Raw genomic sequence first — 16,735 nt, forward strand, 5'->3', positions numbered from 1 at the left:
CGGTCAGCCGATCTCGATGAGCAGGTCGCCCGCCTCCACCTGCTGGACCCGGCCGATCGCCAGGCGGCGCACCACACCGGCGGACTGGGCGGTGATCGACGCCTCCATCTTCATCGCCTCGATCGTGGCGACCGTCTGCCCGGCCGACACCGACGCGCCCTCCTCCACCTGGAGCGTCACCACCCCGGCGAACGGCGCCGCCACCTGCCCCGCGTCGGAGCGGTCGGCCTTCTCCGCCGCCTTCACCTCGGTCGCCACGGACCTGTCCCGCACCGACACCGGCCGCAACTGCCCGTTGAGCGTGGCCAGTACGCTCCGGAAGCCGCGTTCGTCCGCCTCGGAGATGGCCTCCAGCTCGAACAGCAGCGTCACCCCGGGCTCCAGCTCGACCGGGTGCTCCGTCTCCGGCTCCAGCCCGTACAGGAAGTCCGGCGTCGGCAGCACCGAGGTGTCGCCGTACGCCTCCCGGTGCGCGGTGAACTCCTTCGTCGGGCCGGGGAACAGCAGCCGGTTCAGCGTCGCGCGCGGCGACTCGCGCAGCGCCTGACGGTCCTCGTCCGACAGGTGCGGCGTCTGCGCCTTCTCGGGGCGGCCCTTGAGGGCCCGGGTGCGGAACGGCTCGGGCCAGCCGCCGGGCGGGTCGCCCAGCTCACCGCGCAGGAACCCGATCACCGAGTCCGGAACGTCGAACTTCCCGGGGTCCGACTCGAAGTCCGCAGCCTCCACACCCGCGCCCACCAGGTGCAGCGCCAGGTCACCTACCACCTTCGAGGACGGGGTCACCTTCACCAGCCGGCCCAGCATCCGGTCGGCCGCCGCATAGCAGTCCTCGATCAGCTCGAACCGGTCCCCGAGACCCAGGGCGATGGCCTGCTGCCGCAGGTTGGAGAGCTGGCCGCCCGGGATCTCGTGGTGGTAGATCCGGCCCGTCGGCGAGGCGAGCCCCGACTCGAACGGGGCGTACACCTTGCGGGTCGCCTCCCAGTACGGCTCCAGATCGCCGACCGCCTGGAGCGAGAGGCCCGTCGCGCGCTCGGTGTGGTCCGTGGCCGCCACCAGCGCGGACAGCGGCGGCTGGCTGGTCGTCCCGGCCATCGAGGCGACGGCCGCGTCCACCGCGTCCACCCCGGCGTCGATCGCGGCGATCAGCGTGCCCAGCTGGCCGCCCGCCGTGTCATGGGTGTGCAGGTGCACCGGCAGATCGAACCGCTCGCGCAACGCCGTGACCAGGGTGCGGGCGGCGGGCGGACGCAGCAGCCCCGCCATGTCCTTGATGGCGAGCACATGGGCGCCCGCCTCCACGATCTGCTCCGCGAGCCGCAGGTAGTAGTCCAGCGTGTACAGGGTCTCGCCCGGGTCCGACAGGTCGGCGGTGTAGCACAGCGCCACCTCCGCGAGCGAGGTGCCCGTGGCGCGTACCGCGTCGATCGCCGGACGCATCTGCGACACGTCGTTGAGGGCGTCGAAGATCCGGAAGATGTCCATCCCGGCCGAGGCCGCCTCCGACACGAACGCCTCGGTGACCTCCGTCGGATACGGCGTGTAGCCCACCGTGTTGCGGCCGCGCAGCAGCATCTGCGTACAGATGTTGGGCACCGCCTCACGGAGCTTGACCAGCCGCTCCCACGGGTCCTCCGCGAGGAACCTCAGCGCCACGTCATAGGTGGCCCCGCCCCAGCACTCCAGGCTCAGCAACTGCGGGACGGTGTGCGCCACATGCGGTGCCACCGCCAGCAGGTCCCGGGTGCGCACCCGGGTGGCCAGCAGCGACTGATGGGCGTCGCGGAACGTGGTGTCGGTGACCGCGACCGCCGACTGCGCCCGCAGCTCCGCGGCGAACCGCTCCGGACCCAGCTCGGCCAGCCGCTGCCGCGAACCCGGCGGCGGCGTCCCCAGCGGCAGCGCGGGCAGCTTGTCCGCCGGGTCGATGACCGAAGGGCGCGGCCCGTAAGGGCGGTTGACGGTGGTCTCGGCCAGATAGCTGAGCATCCGGCTGCCCCGGTCGGCCGACGGACGGGCCCGGATCAGCTCCGGGTGCTCGTCGATGAACGAGGTCGTGATGCGTCCCGCCCGGAACTCCGGGTGGTCGAGGACCGCGCCCAGGAACGGCAGGTTGGTCGCCACCCCGCGGATACGGAACTCGGCGATCGCCCGGCGCGCACGGCGGGCCGCGTTGGCGAAGTCGTGGCCGTGGCAGGTGAGTTTGACCAGCATCGAGTCGAAGTGCGCCGACACCTCCGCACCCGTGTGCACGGTCCCGCCGTCGAGGCGCACCCCCGGACCGCCGGGGGAGCGGTACGCGGAGATGGTGCCGGTGTCCGGACGGAAGCCGTTGACCGGGTCCTCCGTCGTGATGCGGCACTGCATCGCCGTGCCGTTGAGGGTGATGGAGTCCTGGGACAGGCGCAGTTCGGGCAGCGTCATGCCCGCCGCGATGCGCAGCTGCGCGATCACCAGGTCGCGCCCCGTGACCTGCTCCGTCACGGTGTGCTCGACCTGGATGCGCGGGTTCATCTCGATGAAGACGTGGTTGCCCCGCTCGTCCACCAGGAACTCGACGGTGCCCGCGTTCACATACCCGATGTGCCGGGCGAAGGAGACCGCGTCGGCGCAGATCCGCGCCCGCAGCTCCGGGTCCAGATTCGGGGCCGGCGCGATCTCGACCACCTTCTGGTGGCGGCGCTGGAGCGAACAGTCCCGCTCGTAGAGGTGCACCACGTTGCCCTCGGCGTCGGCCAGGATCTGCACCTCGATATGGCGGGGGTTGATCACCGCCTGCTCCAGGAACACCGTCGCGTCACCGAACGCGGACCGGGCCTCCCGCATCGCCGCGTCGATCGCCTCGCGCAGCTCACCGGCGTCCGCGACCCGCCGCATGCCGCGCCCGCCGCCCCCGGCGACCGCCTTCACGAACACCGGGAAACCGATCTCCTCCGAGGCCGCCACCAGGGCGTCCACGTCCTCGGACGGCTCGGACGACTTCAGCACCGGCACACCGGCCTCCCGGGCCGCCGCCACCGCACGCGACTTGTTGCCCGTCAGGTTCAGCACCGACGCCGGGGGCCCGACGAAGGTGATGCCGGCCTCCGCGCACGCCGCCGCCAGGTCCGGATTCTCCGACAGGAAGCCGTAGCCGGGATAGATCGCGTCCGCCCCCGCCTTGCGGGCCGCCTTCACCACCTCGTCCACCGACAGGTACGCCCGCACCGGATGCCCCGGCTCACCGATCCGGTACGCCTCGTCCGCCTTGGCCCGGTGCAGCGAGTTGCGGTCCTCGTGCGGATACACGGCCACCGTGGAGATGCCCAGCTCGAAGGCCGCGCGGAACGCGCGGATCGCGATCTCCCCGCGGTTGGCGACCAATACCTTGTCGAACATCGAACTCCCCAGTCGTGTCGCGGCTGTGTGGCGTCGAGGACGGGCGGTACGGCACGGACACGCTGCTCGGCGTCGGAGACCGTACGGCGGTGGCGAGGTGCTCCGTGACCTGCCGGATACGGAGCGTTCGACACCGTACCGGAGACTTCCCCCGAGATCGCGAGCGCAAAAGATGGCTTGCGTCACGCCCCAAAACGTCCCCCGGACGCACCGCTCCCACCGGGACGTTTTGCCGGTTCTTGGCAGCGGGGCCATGCTGGTGGGCATGGCCGACCACGCCGGCCCCGAACCCGTCGCCGCCGTCCGGCGAGCCCTCCGCCTGCTGGAGGCCGCGGGCGCGCACGGGGCGAGGCCACCGCGCAGCAGCTGGCCCGGGAGGCGGGGCTTCCCCCGGCCACCGTGCGGGAGCTGCTGCCCATGCTGATCGGCGACGGCTACCTGAGGGAGCTGGAGGACCACACCTACGTCCTCGCCGACGACGCCCCGGGCGGCGGCCCCGGCACCCAGCCGGTACCCGCCCGGGTACGGCCAGCCCTCACCGCCCTGCGCAACGATCTGTGGGCGGCCGCCTATCTGACGCTCTACGTGGACGGCGAGATCCGGGTCATGGAGATCGTGGACAGCGCGCGCACCCCGCGCGTGGACCTGTGGGTGGGTCTGGAGGAGGCCGGCCACGCCACGGCACTCGGCAAGTCCGTGCTGAAGGAACTCGACGACGAGGCACGGGCCGACTACTTCTCCCGGCACGACCTGACCGGGCTCACCCCCCGGACCATCACGCACCCGGACGAGCTGGTCCAGCAGCTCGACGGCTCGCCCGCGCCGGTGGTCATGGACCGCGAGGAGTACGTACGCGGCACGACCTGTGTGGCCGTCCCGGTGTACAGCCGCGAGCAGATCGGCTCCCTCGGCATCTCCTTCCGGTCCGACCGGATGTACCGGACGTCGCGGGTCCGCGCGGAGCTGCTTTCGGCCGCCGTCAGTGTGTCCCGCAGGCTCACGCTGCCCGGCTGAGAGGCCCCGCCGAGAGACCCCCGCCGAGGGGCCCGCGGTCAGTCGAGCCGGGTCAGGTCCGGCCGCAGCCGCTGCCACACCGGATGACGCAGCCGCCCCGCCGCCGTCCACTCCGACGCGCTGACCTCCGCCACGAGCCTCGGCTCCACCCAGTGCGCCCCGGCCACGTCGACCGGCCCCGTGAACGGGGAGTCCGGACGCGCGATCACCGCGAAGTACTCCCGCAGCTCGCCCAGCTCCCGGTCGGACATCCCCGACCCCACGGACCCCGCGTACCGCAGCCCCGCCGGGTCGTCCAGACCGACCAGCACCGCCCCGGGGACACCGGTCGGCGCGCCCTTGCGCTGGGTCCAGCCGCCGATGACCACGTCCAGCGTCTCGACCCGCTTGGTCTTGCGCCAGTCGGGTGAACGGAGCCCCGGCGCGTACGGAGACGAGAGCCGCTTGGCGACCACCCCCTCCAGACCCCCGCGCACGACGGTGTCCCACGCCTTCGCGCCCTGGCCGCGCACATAGGACGGCACCGACCAGTGCGGCCCCCCGGACAGCAGACCGGACAGGACCGCGCGGCGCTCCTCGTAACCCAGCGCCGACAGCTTCCGGCCGTCCAGGTACATCACGTCGAAGACCACCAGGTGCGCGGGGACGTCCAGCGCCAGGCGGGCGGCGCGGCGCGCGTTCAGGACGCCCATCCGGCGCTGGAGCAGCCCGAAGTCGGACCGCCCCGACGCGTCCAGGGCCACGATCTCGCCGTCCAGGACCACGCTGCGGCCGCGCAGGACCTCGCCGAGCGCGTGCAGCTCGGGATAGGTCGGGGTCACGTCGTTGCGGGCCCGCGAGGTCAGCCGCAGGGTGCCGTCGCCCGGGGTCGCGACGACGCACCGGGCACCGTCCCACTTGGCCTCGAAGGCCCACTCCGTGTCCGGTACGGGGAGCGGACCGGGCACGGCCAGCATCGGTGCGATCCACGGGGGTGCCCCGGAGGCGTCGGCGGGGAGGGGGGCCATAGCCTCCATGATCGAACGGCCGGCGGTTCCCCGCAGTCCGACGCCTAAGCCGCCCAGGCGGTCAGCGTCAGGGTGGAGGCGAGGACCTGCCACAGGGCCCAGGCGCCCGCGCGGCTCGCCGCGCCGCACAGGACCTGCCTGGTGCAGTCCGTCTCGCGGTCCTGCCACGCGGCGACGTCCAGGTAGTGGAAGCCGAGGGAGCGGGTGAAGGTGAACCGGATGTGCAGGCCGTTGCCCAGGTCGTGGCCGGGGAGGGTGGCGATCTGGAGGTGGTCCCCGGTGGCGGACTCCACGCGCACCGGATTGCCGCCCAGCAGATCGCAGGTGTCGCCCGTGCGGACGCGGCCCGGGCAGCTCCCGCTCACCGGGAACAGCCTGAAGTTGTCGGTGAGCTGCCTGCGTACGGCCTCCGGCGTGGTGAACGGGTGTACGCCGAGCCCGTAGCCGTACCAGTAGAGGAGGCGCCTGCCGTCGAGGCAGCGCTCATGGTCCGGGTCACACGCGGCCGAGCGCCCCGCCCCGGCGTCCGCACGGACCGCCGGGCGGCGAGCGCCAGGGCGAGGCACGGGGCCACCGCGAGCGCCAGGACGCGCCGGGCGGCCCGGCGCTCACGGGGCACGGCTCAGCCCGGTGACTCGTCCGGCACCGGATGCTCCGGGTGCACTCCGGCGTTACGGGCGGAACCGCGGCCCGAGCCGGACTCGTCGGGGTCGGGCAGGTCGTCCCGGCCCTCGTCCCCGGTCCGCGCGTCGCGCGGCGGGGCCGGCACGTCCATCGGGTCCTCGCCCTCCTGGACCTGCTGGTCGGGCATGTCCGCGGGCACCGGAGGGGGACTCGGGGACGCGCCCTCGTGGACGGGGCCCTCTGGTCTGCGGTCGGTCATGGAAGATCCTCCGTCGTCGTCCCCGCGGGCAGGCGGCGGGGCATCGGCAGCCTCGCGGTGCCGGGTACCCACGGAGGTCCGGCCAACTCATTGTGGGCCGGTGAGGACCGCACGGCACGTCCGGCCGTTCAGCGCCGCCGGGCGAGCAGGAACATCTGCGGTTCGGGCACGGCCGCCGGGACGGCGGGCACGAACATCGTGCTCTCCCGGGAGAGGACGGTGAACCCGGCGTCCTCCACCAGCGCCGTGAACGCGTCCTCGCCGAAGCTGGTCACCTCGACCGGCTGGCCCATGAACGTGCCGCTGACGCCCTCCACGTCGAACGGCACCGTCGCCACGGCCAGATGACCCCCCGGCCGCAGCACCCGCGCGATCAGGCGCAGCACCTCGCCCTGGTCCTCCCGCGACATCTGCAACAGCGCGAAGTACAGGCAGACCGCGTCGAAGGAACCGTCCTCCAGCGGGAGCGTGCGGATGTCGGCGCAGCGGAATTCGGCCCCCGGCACCTGGCGCGCGGCGATGTCCACCATCACCGGCGAGACGTCGACACCCAGCACCTCGTGCCCGGCGTCCACCAGCGTCTGCGCCGTCGGCCGGCCCGTACCGCTGCCCACGTCCAGCACCCGCGCGTGCGGCGGCAGCACCCCCAGAAGCCGCTCCAGCGAGGCCCGATGCGCGGCCGACGCGGCGAACGCCGCCTCGTAATCGGTGCCGAGAGCGTCGAACACGGCTGCGGCGGTGCGACCTCGTCCCGCTGACATGGCAGGCCCCTTCCTGTCCTGTTCCGGTGCACCACCACTTCTACTGCAACGACCACACCCCCACCACGAAACCACCGAAAACCGGTGCGCCGCGGCCCTACACCGCCCGCAGCCACCCCTCGACCAGCCGGAGGTCGGCCCCGGTCAGGCCCAGGACGGGATCGACGCGATGGAGCAGGGCCGGCCCGCCGTGGTGACCGGCGACCCAGCGCCGGTCGGGCCCGCCGATCTCGTCGTCGACCCAGGCGAACGCGCGCCCCGCCGCCCACTCCACGAGCGGGCGCGTCTTCCAGTGCAGCCCCGCCCGGGCGTCCCGCGCCTCCTGCTCCGGCGCGTCCGGCCAGGCGACCACGTCCAGGACGGGCAGGCCGAGCCGGGGCCCGAGGACCGTGTTCGCCTCGTCCTCCCAGGTCGTCGCCCAGACCAGCGTGCAGGGCAGCGCGCCGAGCCGGGGCCCGAGCGACGGGTCGACCCTCGTCAGCAGCGGGTGGGCCGCCGCACCGGGCGGCACCGGCCCCATGGGATACGTGCGGTGGCCGCCGGGCCGCGCGCCGAACGGGATCAGGGGCCGTCGACATCGAGGAAGAGCAGGGGGAGCGGGTCCGGGGCGGTCACCCCGGCACCGTACCCGCCGCCCCTCAGCGTCCGCCCGACACCCGCAGCACCGTTCCCGTCGTGTACGAGGCGTCCGGGGAGAGCAGCCAGGCGACGGCAGCCGCGATCTCGTCCGGTTCGCCGGGGCGGCCGAGCGGGGTGCTGGGGCCCAGCTTGTCGGGGCGGGCCGGGTCCGCGTGGAATTCGGTGCGGATGACGCCGGGGGCGACCGCGTTGACGCGGATGCCGGACGGGCCGACCTCCTTGGACAGGCCGACGGTCATCGTGTCGACGGCCCCCTTGGCGGCGGCGTAGTGCACGTACTCGCCGGGGCTGCCCAGCGTGGCGGCGGCCGAGGACACGTTGACGATCGCCCCGCCGCCCGAGGCCGTCATGGAGCGGACCGCGCGGCGCGCGCAGAGCAGGTAGCCGAGGACGTTGACCTCCAGGGCGCGCCGCATGCCCGCCGCGTCGGCTTCGGCCAGCGGGCCGACCGGGCCGCTCATGCCCGCGTTGTTGACCAGGCCGGTGACCGGGCCCAGCTCGGCGGCGGCGGTGTCGAAGAGGCGGTCCACGTCCGCCTCGTCCGCCGTGTCCGCCCGGACCGTCACGCAGCGCCGCCCCGTCCCCCGTACCGCCTCGGCGACCTGCTCCGCCGCATCGGCGTCCGAGCGGTAGGCCAGCGCGATGTCATGGCCCTCGTCCGCCAGCCGTACGCAGACCGCCGCGCCGATGCCGCGGCTGCCTCCGGTGACCACGGTGACCGGTTGACCGTTCATGGCAGGCCCCACTTCCCTCGTACTCGCTTGCGGAGTCATCGTAGGCGCGGGTGATCATCCACCCCGGAGGGGGCCGGAACGCGGCGGTGGACTGTCACCCACTCATGGAAGAGTGACAGTCCACCGGTCTGTGCGGCCCGCTCTCAGACGGGCATGCCGTCCGGCCGCTCGCTCTGCTCCTGGAGCTTGCGGGCCTTCTCCTGGAGGCGGCGGCGCTGCTCCGGGTCGCTGGTGCGCTCCGCGGCCTCGGTCAGGTGCCGCGCCTTCTCGCGCATCTGCTGGGCTCGGTTCACCTCTCGTGCAACGCTCATCGTCACTCCTCGGGGACGGTAGGGGAGAGCGGGCCCCTTCAGAGAAGCAGTGCCCCGTCACCGACGCACGCCGAAGCATCACCCAATGTGAAGGCCGCAGGTGGGGGCGGGCGGACCGAACCGGTCCCGCGCGCTGGCATGATCGAGGGTATGAACGAGCGCATGATCGCCGCGTGTGACGGGGCGTCGAAGGGTAATCCGGGGCCGGCCGCCTGGGCCTATGTGGTGGCCGACGCCGAGGGCCGTCCCCAGCGGTGGGAGGCGGGGCCGCTCGGCACCGCCACCAACAACGTCGCCGAGCTCACCGCCCTCCAGGAGCTCCTGGAGTCCGTGGACCCCGCCGTGGCGCTCGAGGTCCGGATGGACTCGCAGTACGCGATGAACGCGGTCACCAAGTGGCTGCCCGGCTGGAAGCGCAACGGCTGGAAGACCTCGGGCGGCAAGCCCGTCGCCAACCGCGAGCTGGTCACCCGCATCGACGCGCTCCTGACCGGGCGCGCCGTGACCTTCGTCTACGTGCCCGCCCACCAGGTCGACGGCGACCCGCTCAACGCGCTGGCCGACCAGGCCGCCAGCGAGGTCGCCGTCAGCCAGAGCGCCGCCGGCACCGCGTACGGCTCGGCCACCCCCGTCCCGGCGCCCTCCCGCGCCACCGAGGGCCGCCGGACCGGCGCGACGGCGAAGAAGAGCGCGCCACGGAAGACCGGCAGCGGGGCCACCATCCGCGCCAAGTTCGCCGGCCGCTGCCACTGCGGACGGCCCTACGCGGCCAAGGACATGATCGCGAAGAACGACCACGGCTGGGGCCACCCGGAGTGCCGCACCGCCTCCGCCTGAGGGCGGCTCTTCCCGGCCGACTCCCCCCGTAGGCCCACCGGATGGGGCGATCCGCCCGCGCGGCGGGCCGCCCCGTGCCATGATGCGCTCCGGTGGCGCGCGGGGAGCGCCGCCGGGGAGCGGTGGCGACACCGGGACGCTGGGGGGCGCATGGAAACCACGACGACGGTGCTCGGCCGGCTGCGCGGCGCGCAGAAGACGGCCAAGGGGGTCTCGCTCTACTCGCGGTACGTGAACCGCCCGGCCGGCCGTGTCTTCGCCGCCGCCGCGTACCGGCTCGGCATGACGCCCAATCAGGTCACCCTGACCAGCGCGGCGTTCACCTTCACCGCCCTCGCCTGCGTGGCGCTGGTGCGCCCCGGCCCCGGGGCGGCCGTCCTGGTGTACCTCGGTCTCGCCGTGGGCTTCGCCCTCGACTCGGCCGACGGGCAGCTCGCCCGGCTGACCGGGCGCGGCGGGCCAGACGGCGAGTGGCTGGACCATGTGGTCGACTGCGCCAAGATGATCCTGGTCCACACCGCCGTACTGATTGCGTTCCACCGGTACTTCACACTGCCCGGCGACGGCTGGCTGCTGCTGCCGCTCGGCTTCCTGTTCGTCGCCGTGCTGACCTTCTGCGCGGGGCTGCTGCGCGAACAGCTCGGCAAGGCGGCGGCGCCCGGCGCGCCGCCGGCGCCCGGGCCCGCCGCCCCGCCGTCCCGGCTGCGGGCCGTGGCGCTGCTGCCCGCCGACTACGGCGTGTTCTGCCTGGTCTTCCTGCTGCTCGGCGACGAGACGGCGTTCCGGACCGGATACGCCGTACTCGCCGCCGTGCACGCGCTGTTCCTCGTCCTGTTCCTGGGCAAGTGGTTCAGGGAGCTGAAAGCGCTCCGGGCGCACTGACGAGCGTGTCCAGCGCCCGGCGCAACTGCGTGCTGGAGGTGTGCATGGTGTACGGGAAGTACACCACCTCCACCCCCACGTCGGCGAAGTCGCGTTCGAGCTTTCTGCCCTTGTCCGTGTCCCGCCAGTCGTCCCCCTTGAAGATGACGTCGAACCTGACCTGCTGCCAAGTCTCGACCTTCTCCGGCACGGTCTCCACGAAGGCGGCGTCCACGTACCGCACGCTCCGCACGATCTCCAGCCGTTCCGGGAGCGGGATCACCGGCCGGTGTCCCTTGGCGAGCGTGGCCATCTCGTCGGAGACGACCCCCGCGACCAGGTAGTCGCACTGGCTGCGCGCATGACGAAGGATATTGAGGTGTCCCACATGGAACAGGTCGTAGACCCCTGGCGCGTAACCGACCCTGTGCACCATCTGTTCTTTCCCCCCCACGGTGAACGCAATGTCCGCGATAGTCCAACGACCTTACTGCGAAGACCACTTGCTCATCTCATGAACGGATAAGCTCGCTTTTGGGGCTGTTCCTCGGTGGACACAGTCGGTGGAACACAGGTGGCTCCGGGGGGAAGGCGATCGTCCGATGGCAGACGAAGAGCACCACAGACCGTTCGAGCGGCGCCGGCTGCTCGTGGTCTCCACGAACTACGCGCCGGAGCTGACGGGCATCGGCCCGTACGCCGCCCAGCTCGCCGAGCACTGGGCCGCGTCCGGCGCCGACACCCATGTGCTCGCGGGCATGCCGCACTACCCGGCGTGGCGGACCGACGCGGCCTACCGGGGGGTGTGGCGCACCGAGGAGCGGCGCGCGGGTGTCACCGTGCACCGCAGGCGCCACTACGTGCCGCCCCGGCAGAGCGCCCTGCGCAGAGCCGCCTTCGAGGGGAGCGTCCTGGCACACGGCCTCCTCGCGCCGCCCGGCGTCCGGCCCGACGCGGTGGTCGCCCAGATGCCCAGCCTCGCCGGCGGGGTCATCGGCGCCCGCCTCGCCCGCCGCCACCGGGTGCCGTACATCCCCGTCGTCCAGGACCTGATGGGTGCCGCCGCGGCCCAGAGCGGCATCCGGGGCGGGGACAGGGCGGCGGCCCTCGCGGCGAGGGCCGAGCGGTTCGCGCTGCGCTCCGCGACCCTCGTCGGCGTCATCCACGAGAGCTTCGTGCCCCGGGTCACCGCCTACGGGGTGGACCCGAGCCGCATCCGCACGGTGCCCAACTGGAGCCATGTGAGCACCCCTTCGGCCGACCGCGCCGCGACCAGGGCCCGGCTCGGCTGGCGCGAGGACACCCCCGTCGTCCTGCACTCCGGCAACATGGGCCTCAAACAGGGCCTGGAGGTCCTGGTCGACGCGGCCCGGCTCGCCCCCGAGATCCGGATCGTCCTGATGGGCGACGGCAATCAGCGCGACGCCCTGCGCGCCCGCGCCGCCGGGCTGCCCAACCTCGACTTCCTCCCCCCGGCCGACGCGGCGGAGTTCACCGACATCCTGGCCGCCGCCGACGTCCTCGCCGTCACCCAGCGCGCCTCGGTGCTCGACATGAGCGTGCCCTCGAAGCTCACCTCCTACTTCGTGTCGGGGCGCCCCGTCGTCGCCTCCGTGGCCGAGGAGGGCGGCACCGCCGAGGAGGTGCGGCGCTCCGGGGCCGCGCTCCTCGTCGCACCCGAGGACCCGGCCGCCGTGCTCGGCGCCGTCCGCAAACTGGTCGAGTCACCCGCCGAGGCCGACGCGCTCGGCGCCAACGGGCCGCGCTACGTGGCCCGCCATCTGGGCCGGGAAGCGGCGCTGGCCCGCTTCGACGCCCTGCTCACCGAGGCCCTGCGGGACGGCCGGGAAGGCCCACGCCGATGACCGAACCGATCCGCGCCCTGGACGAGCAGGACGAACCCGCCCTGCTCCGGGACCAGTTCCGCCAGCTCCTGCGCTACCGGACCCTGCTCGTCACCGGTGTGCTCCTCGGACTCCTGGGCAGCGGCTGGCTCGCCCTGAGCGGGGAGGACACCTACGCGGCCACCGGCGAGGTGTCCGTACGGTCCGCCACCTCCGACCCCTTCGCCGCCGGGGCCTCCGCCGACAAGGGCATCAACATCGGCTCCGAACGCCAGACCGCCGTCAGCGACGCCGTGGGCACCATCGCGGCCGGCGCGCTCGCCAAACAGGGCGACACCGTCGAGGTCGGCGCCCTGCTCTCCGGGCTCCAGGTCACCAACCCGCCCAACACCCTCGTCCTCAAGTTCGCCTACACCGGCCGCACCCCCGAGCAGGCCAGGGCCCGGGCCGAAGCCCTCGCCGAGGCCTATCTGGAGATACGCCGGGAGCGCACCGAGGACAGCATCGACAACATGGTCGACGGCTACCGCGCCCAGCTCAAACCCCTCACCGAACAGCGCGACCGGCTCGCCGAGCAGGAGACCGGCACCGGCGACGACGTCTCCAGCGCCCGCGCCAACCTCATCGTCGCGATCTCCGCGCTCAACCAGAAGGTCTCCGAACTCCGCGCCCTGGACACCACACCCGGCTACCTCAACAAGAAGCCCGTCGCCCCGCAGCACCCCACCGGGGCGGGCCTGCCGCTCCTCCTCGGACTCGGCGGCGTCGTCGGACTCGCCCTCGGGCTGCTGATGTCCTGGGTGCGGCTCGTCTTCGACCCGGCCGTCCGCTCCACCAGGGAACTCGTCCGCTCCCTGGGCGCCCCGCTGCTCGGCACCCTGCCCCGGGAGCGCGCGACCGCCGGCACGCTGCTCGCGATCGGCCGCCCCGGCAGCAGGCTCGCCGAGGAGTACCGGGCGGTCGCCTTCCGGCTGGCCTACGACCCGTCCTTCGCCGAACGCCGCCGCCTCCTGGTGACCGCGCCCCGGGGCGACAACGACATGGCGCGGGCCGCCGCCGCCAACCTCGCCGCCGCCTTCGCCGAGATGGGCCGCGACGTCCTGCTGGTCGAGGCCGATCTGCGGACCCCGTCCCTGGCCGACGATCTCGGCGCCGCCCACCCGGGCCGCAGCCCCCGCTGGGCGACGGGCAACCAGGACCGCGGCTGGCCGTCCGACAGCCGGGCCAACGTCGACGTGCCGGGGTCCGGCGCCTTCACCCTGGTTGCCGGCCGCCGCACCGACAACGTGCCGCGCGCCCTGACCTCCGCCCCCGTCAGCCGCATCATCGCCGAGGGCGGCAGGCCCGGCGCGGTCGTCATCGTGCTCGCCCCGCCCGTCCTCTCGTACGCGGACGCCGTCGCCCTCGTCGACCGCGTCGAAGGCGTCGTCATCGTCTGCCAACCGCGTGAGGTGCACCGCAGCGACCTCGAACGCATCCGCGAGATCATCGGCGCGGCGGGCGGCTCCGTCCTCGGCACCCTGCTCCACCCCGGCCACGGCCGGCTGGACCGGCGGGCCCGCCGCAACGCGCCCCGGGACGGGCGGGGGCGACAGCCGGCCACGCGGGAACCCGCCGCCCCACGCGGCAGGTACGGCGATCCCGAGGTGGCCGGCCGCACCGGCGACCCCGCGGAGACGCTCGGCCTGCGCACCGTGGACGACGGCCGCGGCGGCCGCAACAGCGCGGCCGGACACCGATGAGAGCCCGTACCGCGATCGTCTGCTCGGTCGCGGACCAGGGGGTGGCCGCCCTCACCAACATCCTGGTGCTGGTGGCCGCCGCCCGGCTCTCCACCGTAGCCGGATTCGCCCGCTTCTCCGCCGTCTACCTCGTCTTCACCGTCCTGCTCGGCGTCTCCGGCGCCTTCACGGGGCAGCCGCTCGTGCTCCGCCGGGGCGGCGGCGAGGACACCCGGTCCGCCTGCCGGTCCGCCCTCTGCTTCACGCTGCTCGCCGCCACCGCCCTCGGCGGCCTGCTCGCCGCCGTCTGCGTCCTGCTGCCCGGCTCCACGGCACGCGCCCTGATGACGCTGGGCCTGGTCCTGCCGGTGGTGCTCGGGCAGGACATCGCCCGTTACGCCTTCGCCACACTGCACGCCCAGCATCTCGCCCTGGCCGCCGACACCCTCCGGCTGGTCGGCGTCATCGGCGCCCTGGCCGTACAGCCGCACGGGGCCCCGGCCGCCCGGCTGGTCGCGGTCTGGGGGCTCTCCGCCCTTCCCGCGCTGCTGCTGTCCGCGGCCGCCCTGCACGGCAGGACCAGGGGGACCCCGGTGGCGCTGCGGCCGCTGCTCGCGAAGGGGCACCTCGGCCGGAGGTTCGTCGTCGAGTTCGGCGTCGGCAACGCCACCTCCCAGCTCTCCGTCCTCGGCCTCGGCGCCGTCGGCAACCCCCTCGTCGTGGGCGCCCTGCGCGGCGCCACCACGCTCTTCGGCCCGCTCAACGTGCTGTTCACCTCCGCCACCGGCTTCGGCCCCCCGCTCCTCGGGCGCCTCGCGACCGACCGGCTCCGGGTGCGCGCGACCGCCGCGCTGGCCGCCGTCCTGGCCCTGACGGCCGCCGCCTGGGCCACCGTCCTCGCCCTGCTGCCCGGCTCCGTCGGCCGCCACCTGCTCGGCGCGACCTGGCCCACGGCGGCGGCGCTCCTCCCGGCCACCGGCAGCCAGTACGCGGCGATGGCCGCCGGCACCTGCGGACTGCTGGCACTCCGGCTCCTGGACCCGCGCACCACGCTCTCGATCCAGGTGGTGTTCTCGCTCGCCGCGGTCGCCTTCCTCGCCACCGGTTACGCGATCGGCGGGGTGACCGGAGCCGCCTGGGGCCTGTGCCTGGGCTCCGTCTGCAAGGCCGTCGCGACCTGGACCCGGGTGGCCCGGCTGACCCGGGCGGGCGCGCGGGCGCCGGGGCGGATCAGCGCGGACGCCGCCCGGACCTGAAACTCGTCACCAGCGCCAGGCACAGGGCCGCGATCGCCAGCTTCCCCGCCGCCTGCAACAACGGCCCGCGCAGCAGGATGAACGTGTACCCGGCGATCAGCGGCGCCGCGATGGCCAGCACGCTGCCCGGACCCGGCCCGTCCCGCGAGACCGCCCGTGCGTAACGCCGGTCGGTGCGCGCGGCCCCGTACCCCGTCAGCGCCAGCCCGCCGACCAGGCCCACCATCCCGAAGTCGACCCACAGCTCCGCCCACAGCGGCGCGGAGAGGTTGGTCATGTTCATCCCCATCCACTGCCCGACCCGCACCCCGGTGTCCTCCGGCTTCCCGCTCCACGCCGCCCTCGGCACGAAGAAGAACGCGGACCCGGCCAGCTGCCGCCCGTAGGTGTGCCCACGGGTGCCGACCCAGGTGACCGTGTTGGCGAACATCACCGTCTGGTCGTAGTCCTTCGTGGCCAGCGGCTCGAACACCGAGGACGACTGGACCGGCCGGTACCCCTCGTCGTCGTACCGGAAGCGGTCCGCGTAGGGGAACAGCACCAGCGCCCCGACCACCCCGAGCGCCAGCACCGACCGGTACATCGCCGCACTGCGCGGGAAGGCCGTGAACAGCAGCGAGACCAGCACCGTCAGGAACCAGTAACGGGCGTTGGAAATGGGGTTGTTCACGATCAGGTTGACGGCCGCCAGCCCGCACCAGACCAAGACGGTCGACGGCGAGCGCCTGGCCCGGCGCGAGGTCACCAGCCTGCGCGTGCAGAACAGCAGCGCAAGGAGCGCCGGCACCGTGCCGAAGCCCTTCAGGAACGCCGAGCCCACATTGGACTCGCCCGACGCCACCCCGCTCTCGGCGACCGATGCGCTGATCTCCTGCCTGCTGGAGAAGAAGACCGCGGGCCCGCCCAGCTTCAGCACGTAGTACCCGCTCGCCGCGAACGCCACCAGCACCAGCAGCCGCAGCCGCACCGGGTGCGCGGTGGCACCGTGCCCGTCCCCGCGCGCCGTGCGACGGCGGCGCAGCGGACGCCGCGAGGCCAGCAACGCCCCGAGGTCGAAGGCCGCGCACCCCACGAGGACCAGCGCGACGGCGGTCACCAGATCGGCGCGCGGCCCGACCGCGGGCGTCGGCGTCTGCCCGATGACCACCTGCGCGAACGGCGCCACCCCCATCGCGATGTACACGAACATCCAGAAGACGCCCTGGAGGAGCCGCCGCCGCGTGGACAGGATCATCGTCGCGAGCCGCGCCCCCGCGTAACAGGTCAGGACGAGCTGCAACCAGTACGCGGTGTCCCGCACCCCGGTCCCGGGCTGGGCGGCGATCAGCGCGGGCAGGAAGCACACCAGGGCGAGGACGATCGGCACGGCCAGCGCCCGCGACAGCATCGCCCAGGACAGCGGGCGGGCCGTCGCGGAGGGCGCCGCACCCTCATGCACGGATGCCATCAACTCCCCGTTCCCGAAGCGCGGTTGCGTAGCCACACATTA

At 73.7% G+C, this 16,735-nt stretch carries 14 protein-coding genes and 2 pseudogenes; 6 read left to right on the plus strand and 10 right to left on the minus strand.

Features of this window, described 5'->3' with window-relative positions:
• Window positions 1-3: 3 nt before the first annotated feature.
• A complete protein-coding gene (locus NEH16_RS28880; RefSeq protein WP_265545891.1) occupies window positions 4-3,378 on the minus strand; it encodes a pyruvate carboxylase in 3,375 nt (1,124 codons plus the stop codon).
• Window positions 3,379-3,631: 253 nt separating this feature from the next.
• Here NEH16_RS28880 and NEH16_RS28885 point away from each other — a divergent pair.
• Window positions 3,632-4,392, plus strand: a pseudogene (locus tag NEH16_RS28885) (IclR family transcriptional regulator).
• Window positions 4,393-4,430: 38 nt separating this feature from the next.
• On the opposite strand, the gene ligD reads toward NEH16_RS28885, so the two are convergent.
• From ligD to NEH16_RS28920, 7 genes and pseudogenes are all read right to left on the minus strand, one after another.
• Entirely contained in the window at window positions 4,431-5,399 is a 969-nt protein-coding gene (ligD, locus tag NEH16_RS28890) for a non-homologous end-joining DNA ligase (RefSeq protein WP_265545893.1), read from the minus strand.
• A gap of 44 nt (window positions 5,400-5,443) precedes the next feature.
• Window positions 5,444-5,965 carry a hypothetical protein gene (locus NEH16_RS28895; protein ID WP_265545894.1) on the minus strand — a complete coding sequence of 174 codons (522 nt, stop codon included), beginning with the start codon at window positions 5,963-5,965 and terminating at the stop codon, window positions 5,444-5,446.
• Between the two features lie 56 nt (window positions 5,966-6,021).
• Entirely contained in the window at window positions 6,022-6,282 is a 261-nt protein-coding gene (locus NEH16_RS28900; protein ID WP_265545896.1) for a hypothetical protein, read from the minus strand.
• 128 nt (window positions 6,283-6,410) lie between these two features.
• A complete protein-coding gene (locus NEH16_RS28905) occupies window positions 6,411-7,043 on the minus strand; it encodes a class I SAM-dependent methyltransferase (RefSeq protein WP_265545898.1) in 633 nt (210 codons plus the stop codon).
• Window positions 7,044-7,140: 97 nt separating this feature from the next.
• Window positions 7,141-7,658, minus strand: a pseudogene (locus NEH16_RS28910) (hypothetical protein).
• A gap of 23 nt (window positions 7,659-7,681) precedes the next feature.
• The gene (locus tag NEH16_RS28915) at window positions 7,682-8,416 is read right to left on the minus strand and encodes an SDR family NAD(P)-dependent oxidoreductase (RefSeq protein ID WP_265545899.1); all 735 of its coding nucleotides are present in this window, start codon (window positions 8,414-8,416) and stop codon (window positions 7,682-7,684) included.
• Window positions 8,417-8,559: 143 nt separating this feature from the next.
• Entirely contained in the window at window positions 8,560-8,727 is a 168-nt protein-coding gene (locus NEH16_RS28920) for a DUF6381 family protein (protein ID WP_158070820.1), read from the minus strand.
• A gap of 150 nt (window positions 8,728-8,877) precedes the next feature.
• Here NEH16_RS28920 and NEH16_RS28925 point away from each other — a divergent pair, with 150 nt between their 5' ends.
• Together NEH16_RS28925 and NEH16_RS28930 are read left to right on the plus strand one after the other, a co-directional pair.
• On the plus strand, window positions 8,878-9,564 hold the full coding sequence (locus NEH16_RS28925) for a ribonuclease H family protein (protein ID WP_265545901.1): 687 nt from the start codon (window positions 8,878-8,880) through the stop codon (window positions 9,562-9,564).
• 150 nt (window positions 9,565-9,714) lie between these two features.
• Complete coding sequence (locus tag NEH16_RS28930; RefSeq protein WP_265545902.1) at window positions 9,715-10,446, plus strand: CDP-alcohol phosphatidyltransferase family protein; 732 nt, start codon at window positions 9,715-9,717, stop codon at window positions 10,444-10,446.
• Here NEH16_RS28930 and NEH16_RS28935 read toward each other — a convergent pair.
• A complete protein-coding gene (locus NEH16_RS28935; protein WP_265545904.1) occupies window positions 10,415-10,861 on the minus strand; it encodes an adenylyltransferase/cytidyltransferase family protein in 447 nt (148 codons plus the stop codon). The two genes, NEH16_RS28930 and NEH16_RS28935, sit on opposite strands and share 32 nt — an antisense overlap.
• A gap of 166 nt (window positions 10,862-11,027) precedes the next feature.
• On the opposite strand from NEH16_RS28935, the gene NEH16_RS28940 reads away from it, so the two are divergent.
• Genes NEH16_RS28940 through NEH16_RS28950 form a run of 3 tightly spaced genes read left to right on the plus strand, consistent with a single transcriptional unit; the run spans window position 11,028 to window position 15,246 of the window.
• Window positions 11,028-12,290: a glycosyltransferase gene (locus NEH16_RS28940; protein ID WP_265545905.1), complete on the plus strand. Its 1,263-nt coding sequence runs from the start codon at window positions 11,028-11,030 to the stop codon at window positions 12,288-12,290.
• Window positions 12,287-14,011 (plus strand): lipopolysaccharide biosynthesis protein, encoded by a 1,725-nt coding sequence (locus NEH16_RS28945; RefSeq protein WP_265545906.1) that lies wholly within the window; start codon window positions 12,287-12,289, stop codon window positions 14,009-14,011. Before NEH16_RS28940 ends, NEH16_RS28945 begins: the two co-directional genes overlap by 4 nt.
• A complete protein-coding gene (locus tag NEH16_RS28950; protein WP_265545907.1) occupies window positions 14,008-15,246 on the plus strand; it encodes a hypothetical protein in 1,239 nt (412 codons plus the stop codon). Before NEH16_RS28945 ends, NEH16_RS28950 begins: the two co-directional genes overlap by 4 nt.
• Here the strand turns inward: NEH16_RS28950 and NEH16_RS28955 are convergent.
• Window positions 15,221-16,693, minus strand: coding sequence for a hypothetical protein (locus NEH16_RS28955; RefSeq protein ID WP_265545908.1), 1,473 nt, complete (start codon window positions 16,691-16,693; stop codon window positions 15,221-15,223). The genes NEH16_RS28950 and NEH16_RS28955 overlap by 26 nt on opposite strands.
• Between the last annotated feature and the right edge of the window lie 42 nt (window positions 16,694-16,735).

This window comes from Streptomyces drozdowiczii (genome assembly GCF_026167665.1).
In the GTDB taxonomy this organism is placed as follows: Bacteria; Actinomycetota; Actinomycetes; order Streptomycetales; family Streptomycetaceae; genus Streptomyces; species Streptomyces drozdowiczii_A.

Coding starts and splice junctions, on each gene's coding strand:
- NEH16_RS28880 (WP_265545891.1), bottom strand. CDS start 3,378: ATGTTCGACAAGGTATTGGTCGCCAACCGCGGGGAGATCGCGATCCGC.
- ligD (WP_265545893.1), bottom strand. CDS start 5,399: ATGGCCCCCCTCCCCGCCGACGCCTCCGGGGCACCCCCGTGGATCGCA.
- NEH16_RS28900 (WP_265545896.1), bottom strand. CDS start 6,282: ATGACCGACCGCAGACCAGAGGGCCCCGTCCACGAGGGCGCGTCCCCG.
- NEH16_RS28905 (WP_265545898.1), bottom strand. CDS start 7,043: ATGTCAGCGGGACGAGGTCGCACCGCCGCAGCCGTGTTCGACGCTCTC.
- NEH16_RS28915 (WP_265545899.1), bottom strand. CDS start 8,416: ATGAACGGTCAACCGGTCACCGTGGTCACCGGAGGCAGCCGCGGCATC.
- NEH16_RS28920 (WP_158070820.1), bottom strand. CDS start 8,727: ATGAGCGTTGCACGAGAGGTGAACCGAGCCCAGCAGATGCGCGAGAAG.
- NEH16_RS28925 (WP_265545901.1), top strand. CDS start 8,878: ATGAACGAGCGCATGATCGCCGCGTGTGACGGGGCGTCGAAGGGTAAT.
- NEH16_RS28930 (WP_265545902.1), top strand. CDS start 9,715: ATGGAAACCACGACGACGGTGCTCGGCCGGCTGCGCGGCGCGCAGAAG.
- NEH16_RS28935 (WP_265545904.1), bottom strand. CDS start 10,861: ATGGTGCACAGGGTCGGTTACGCGCCAGGGGTCTACGACCTGTTCCAT.
- NEH16_RS28940 (WP_265545905.1), top strand. CDS start 11,028: ATGGCAGACGAAGAGCACCACAGACCGTTCGAGCGGCGCCGGCTGCTC.
- NEH16_RS28945 (WP_265545906.1), top strand. CDS start 12,287: ATGACCGAACCGATCCGCGCCCTGGACGAGCAGGACGAACCCGCCCTG.
- NEH16_RS28950 (WP_265545907.1), top strand. CDS start 14,008: ATGAGAGCCCGTACCGCGATCGTCTGCTCGGTCGCGGACCAGGGGGTG.
- NEH16_RS28955 (WP_265545908.1), bottom strand. CDS start 16,693: ATGGCATCCGTGCATGAGGGTGCGGCGCCCTCCGCGACGGCCCGCCCG.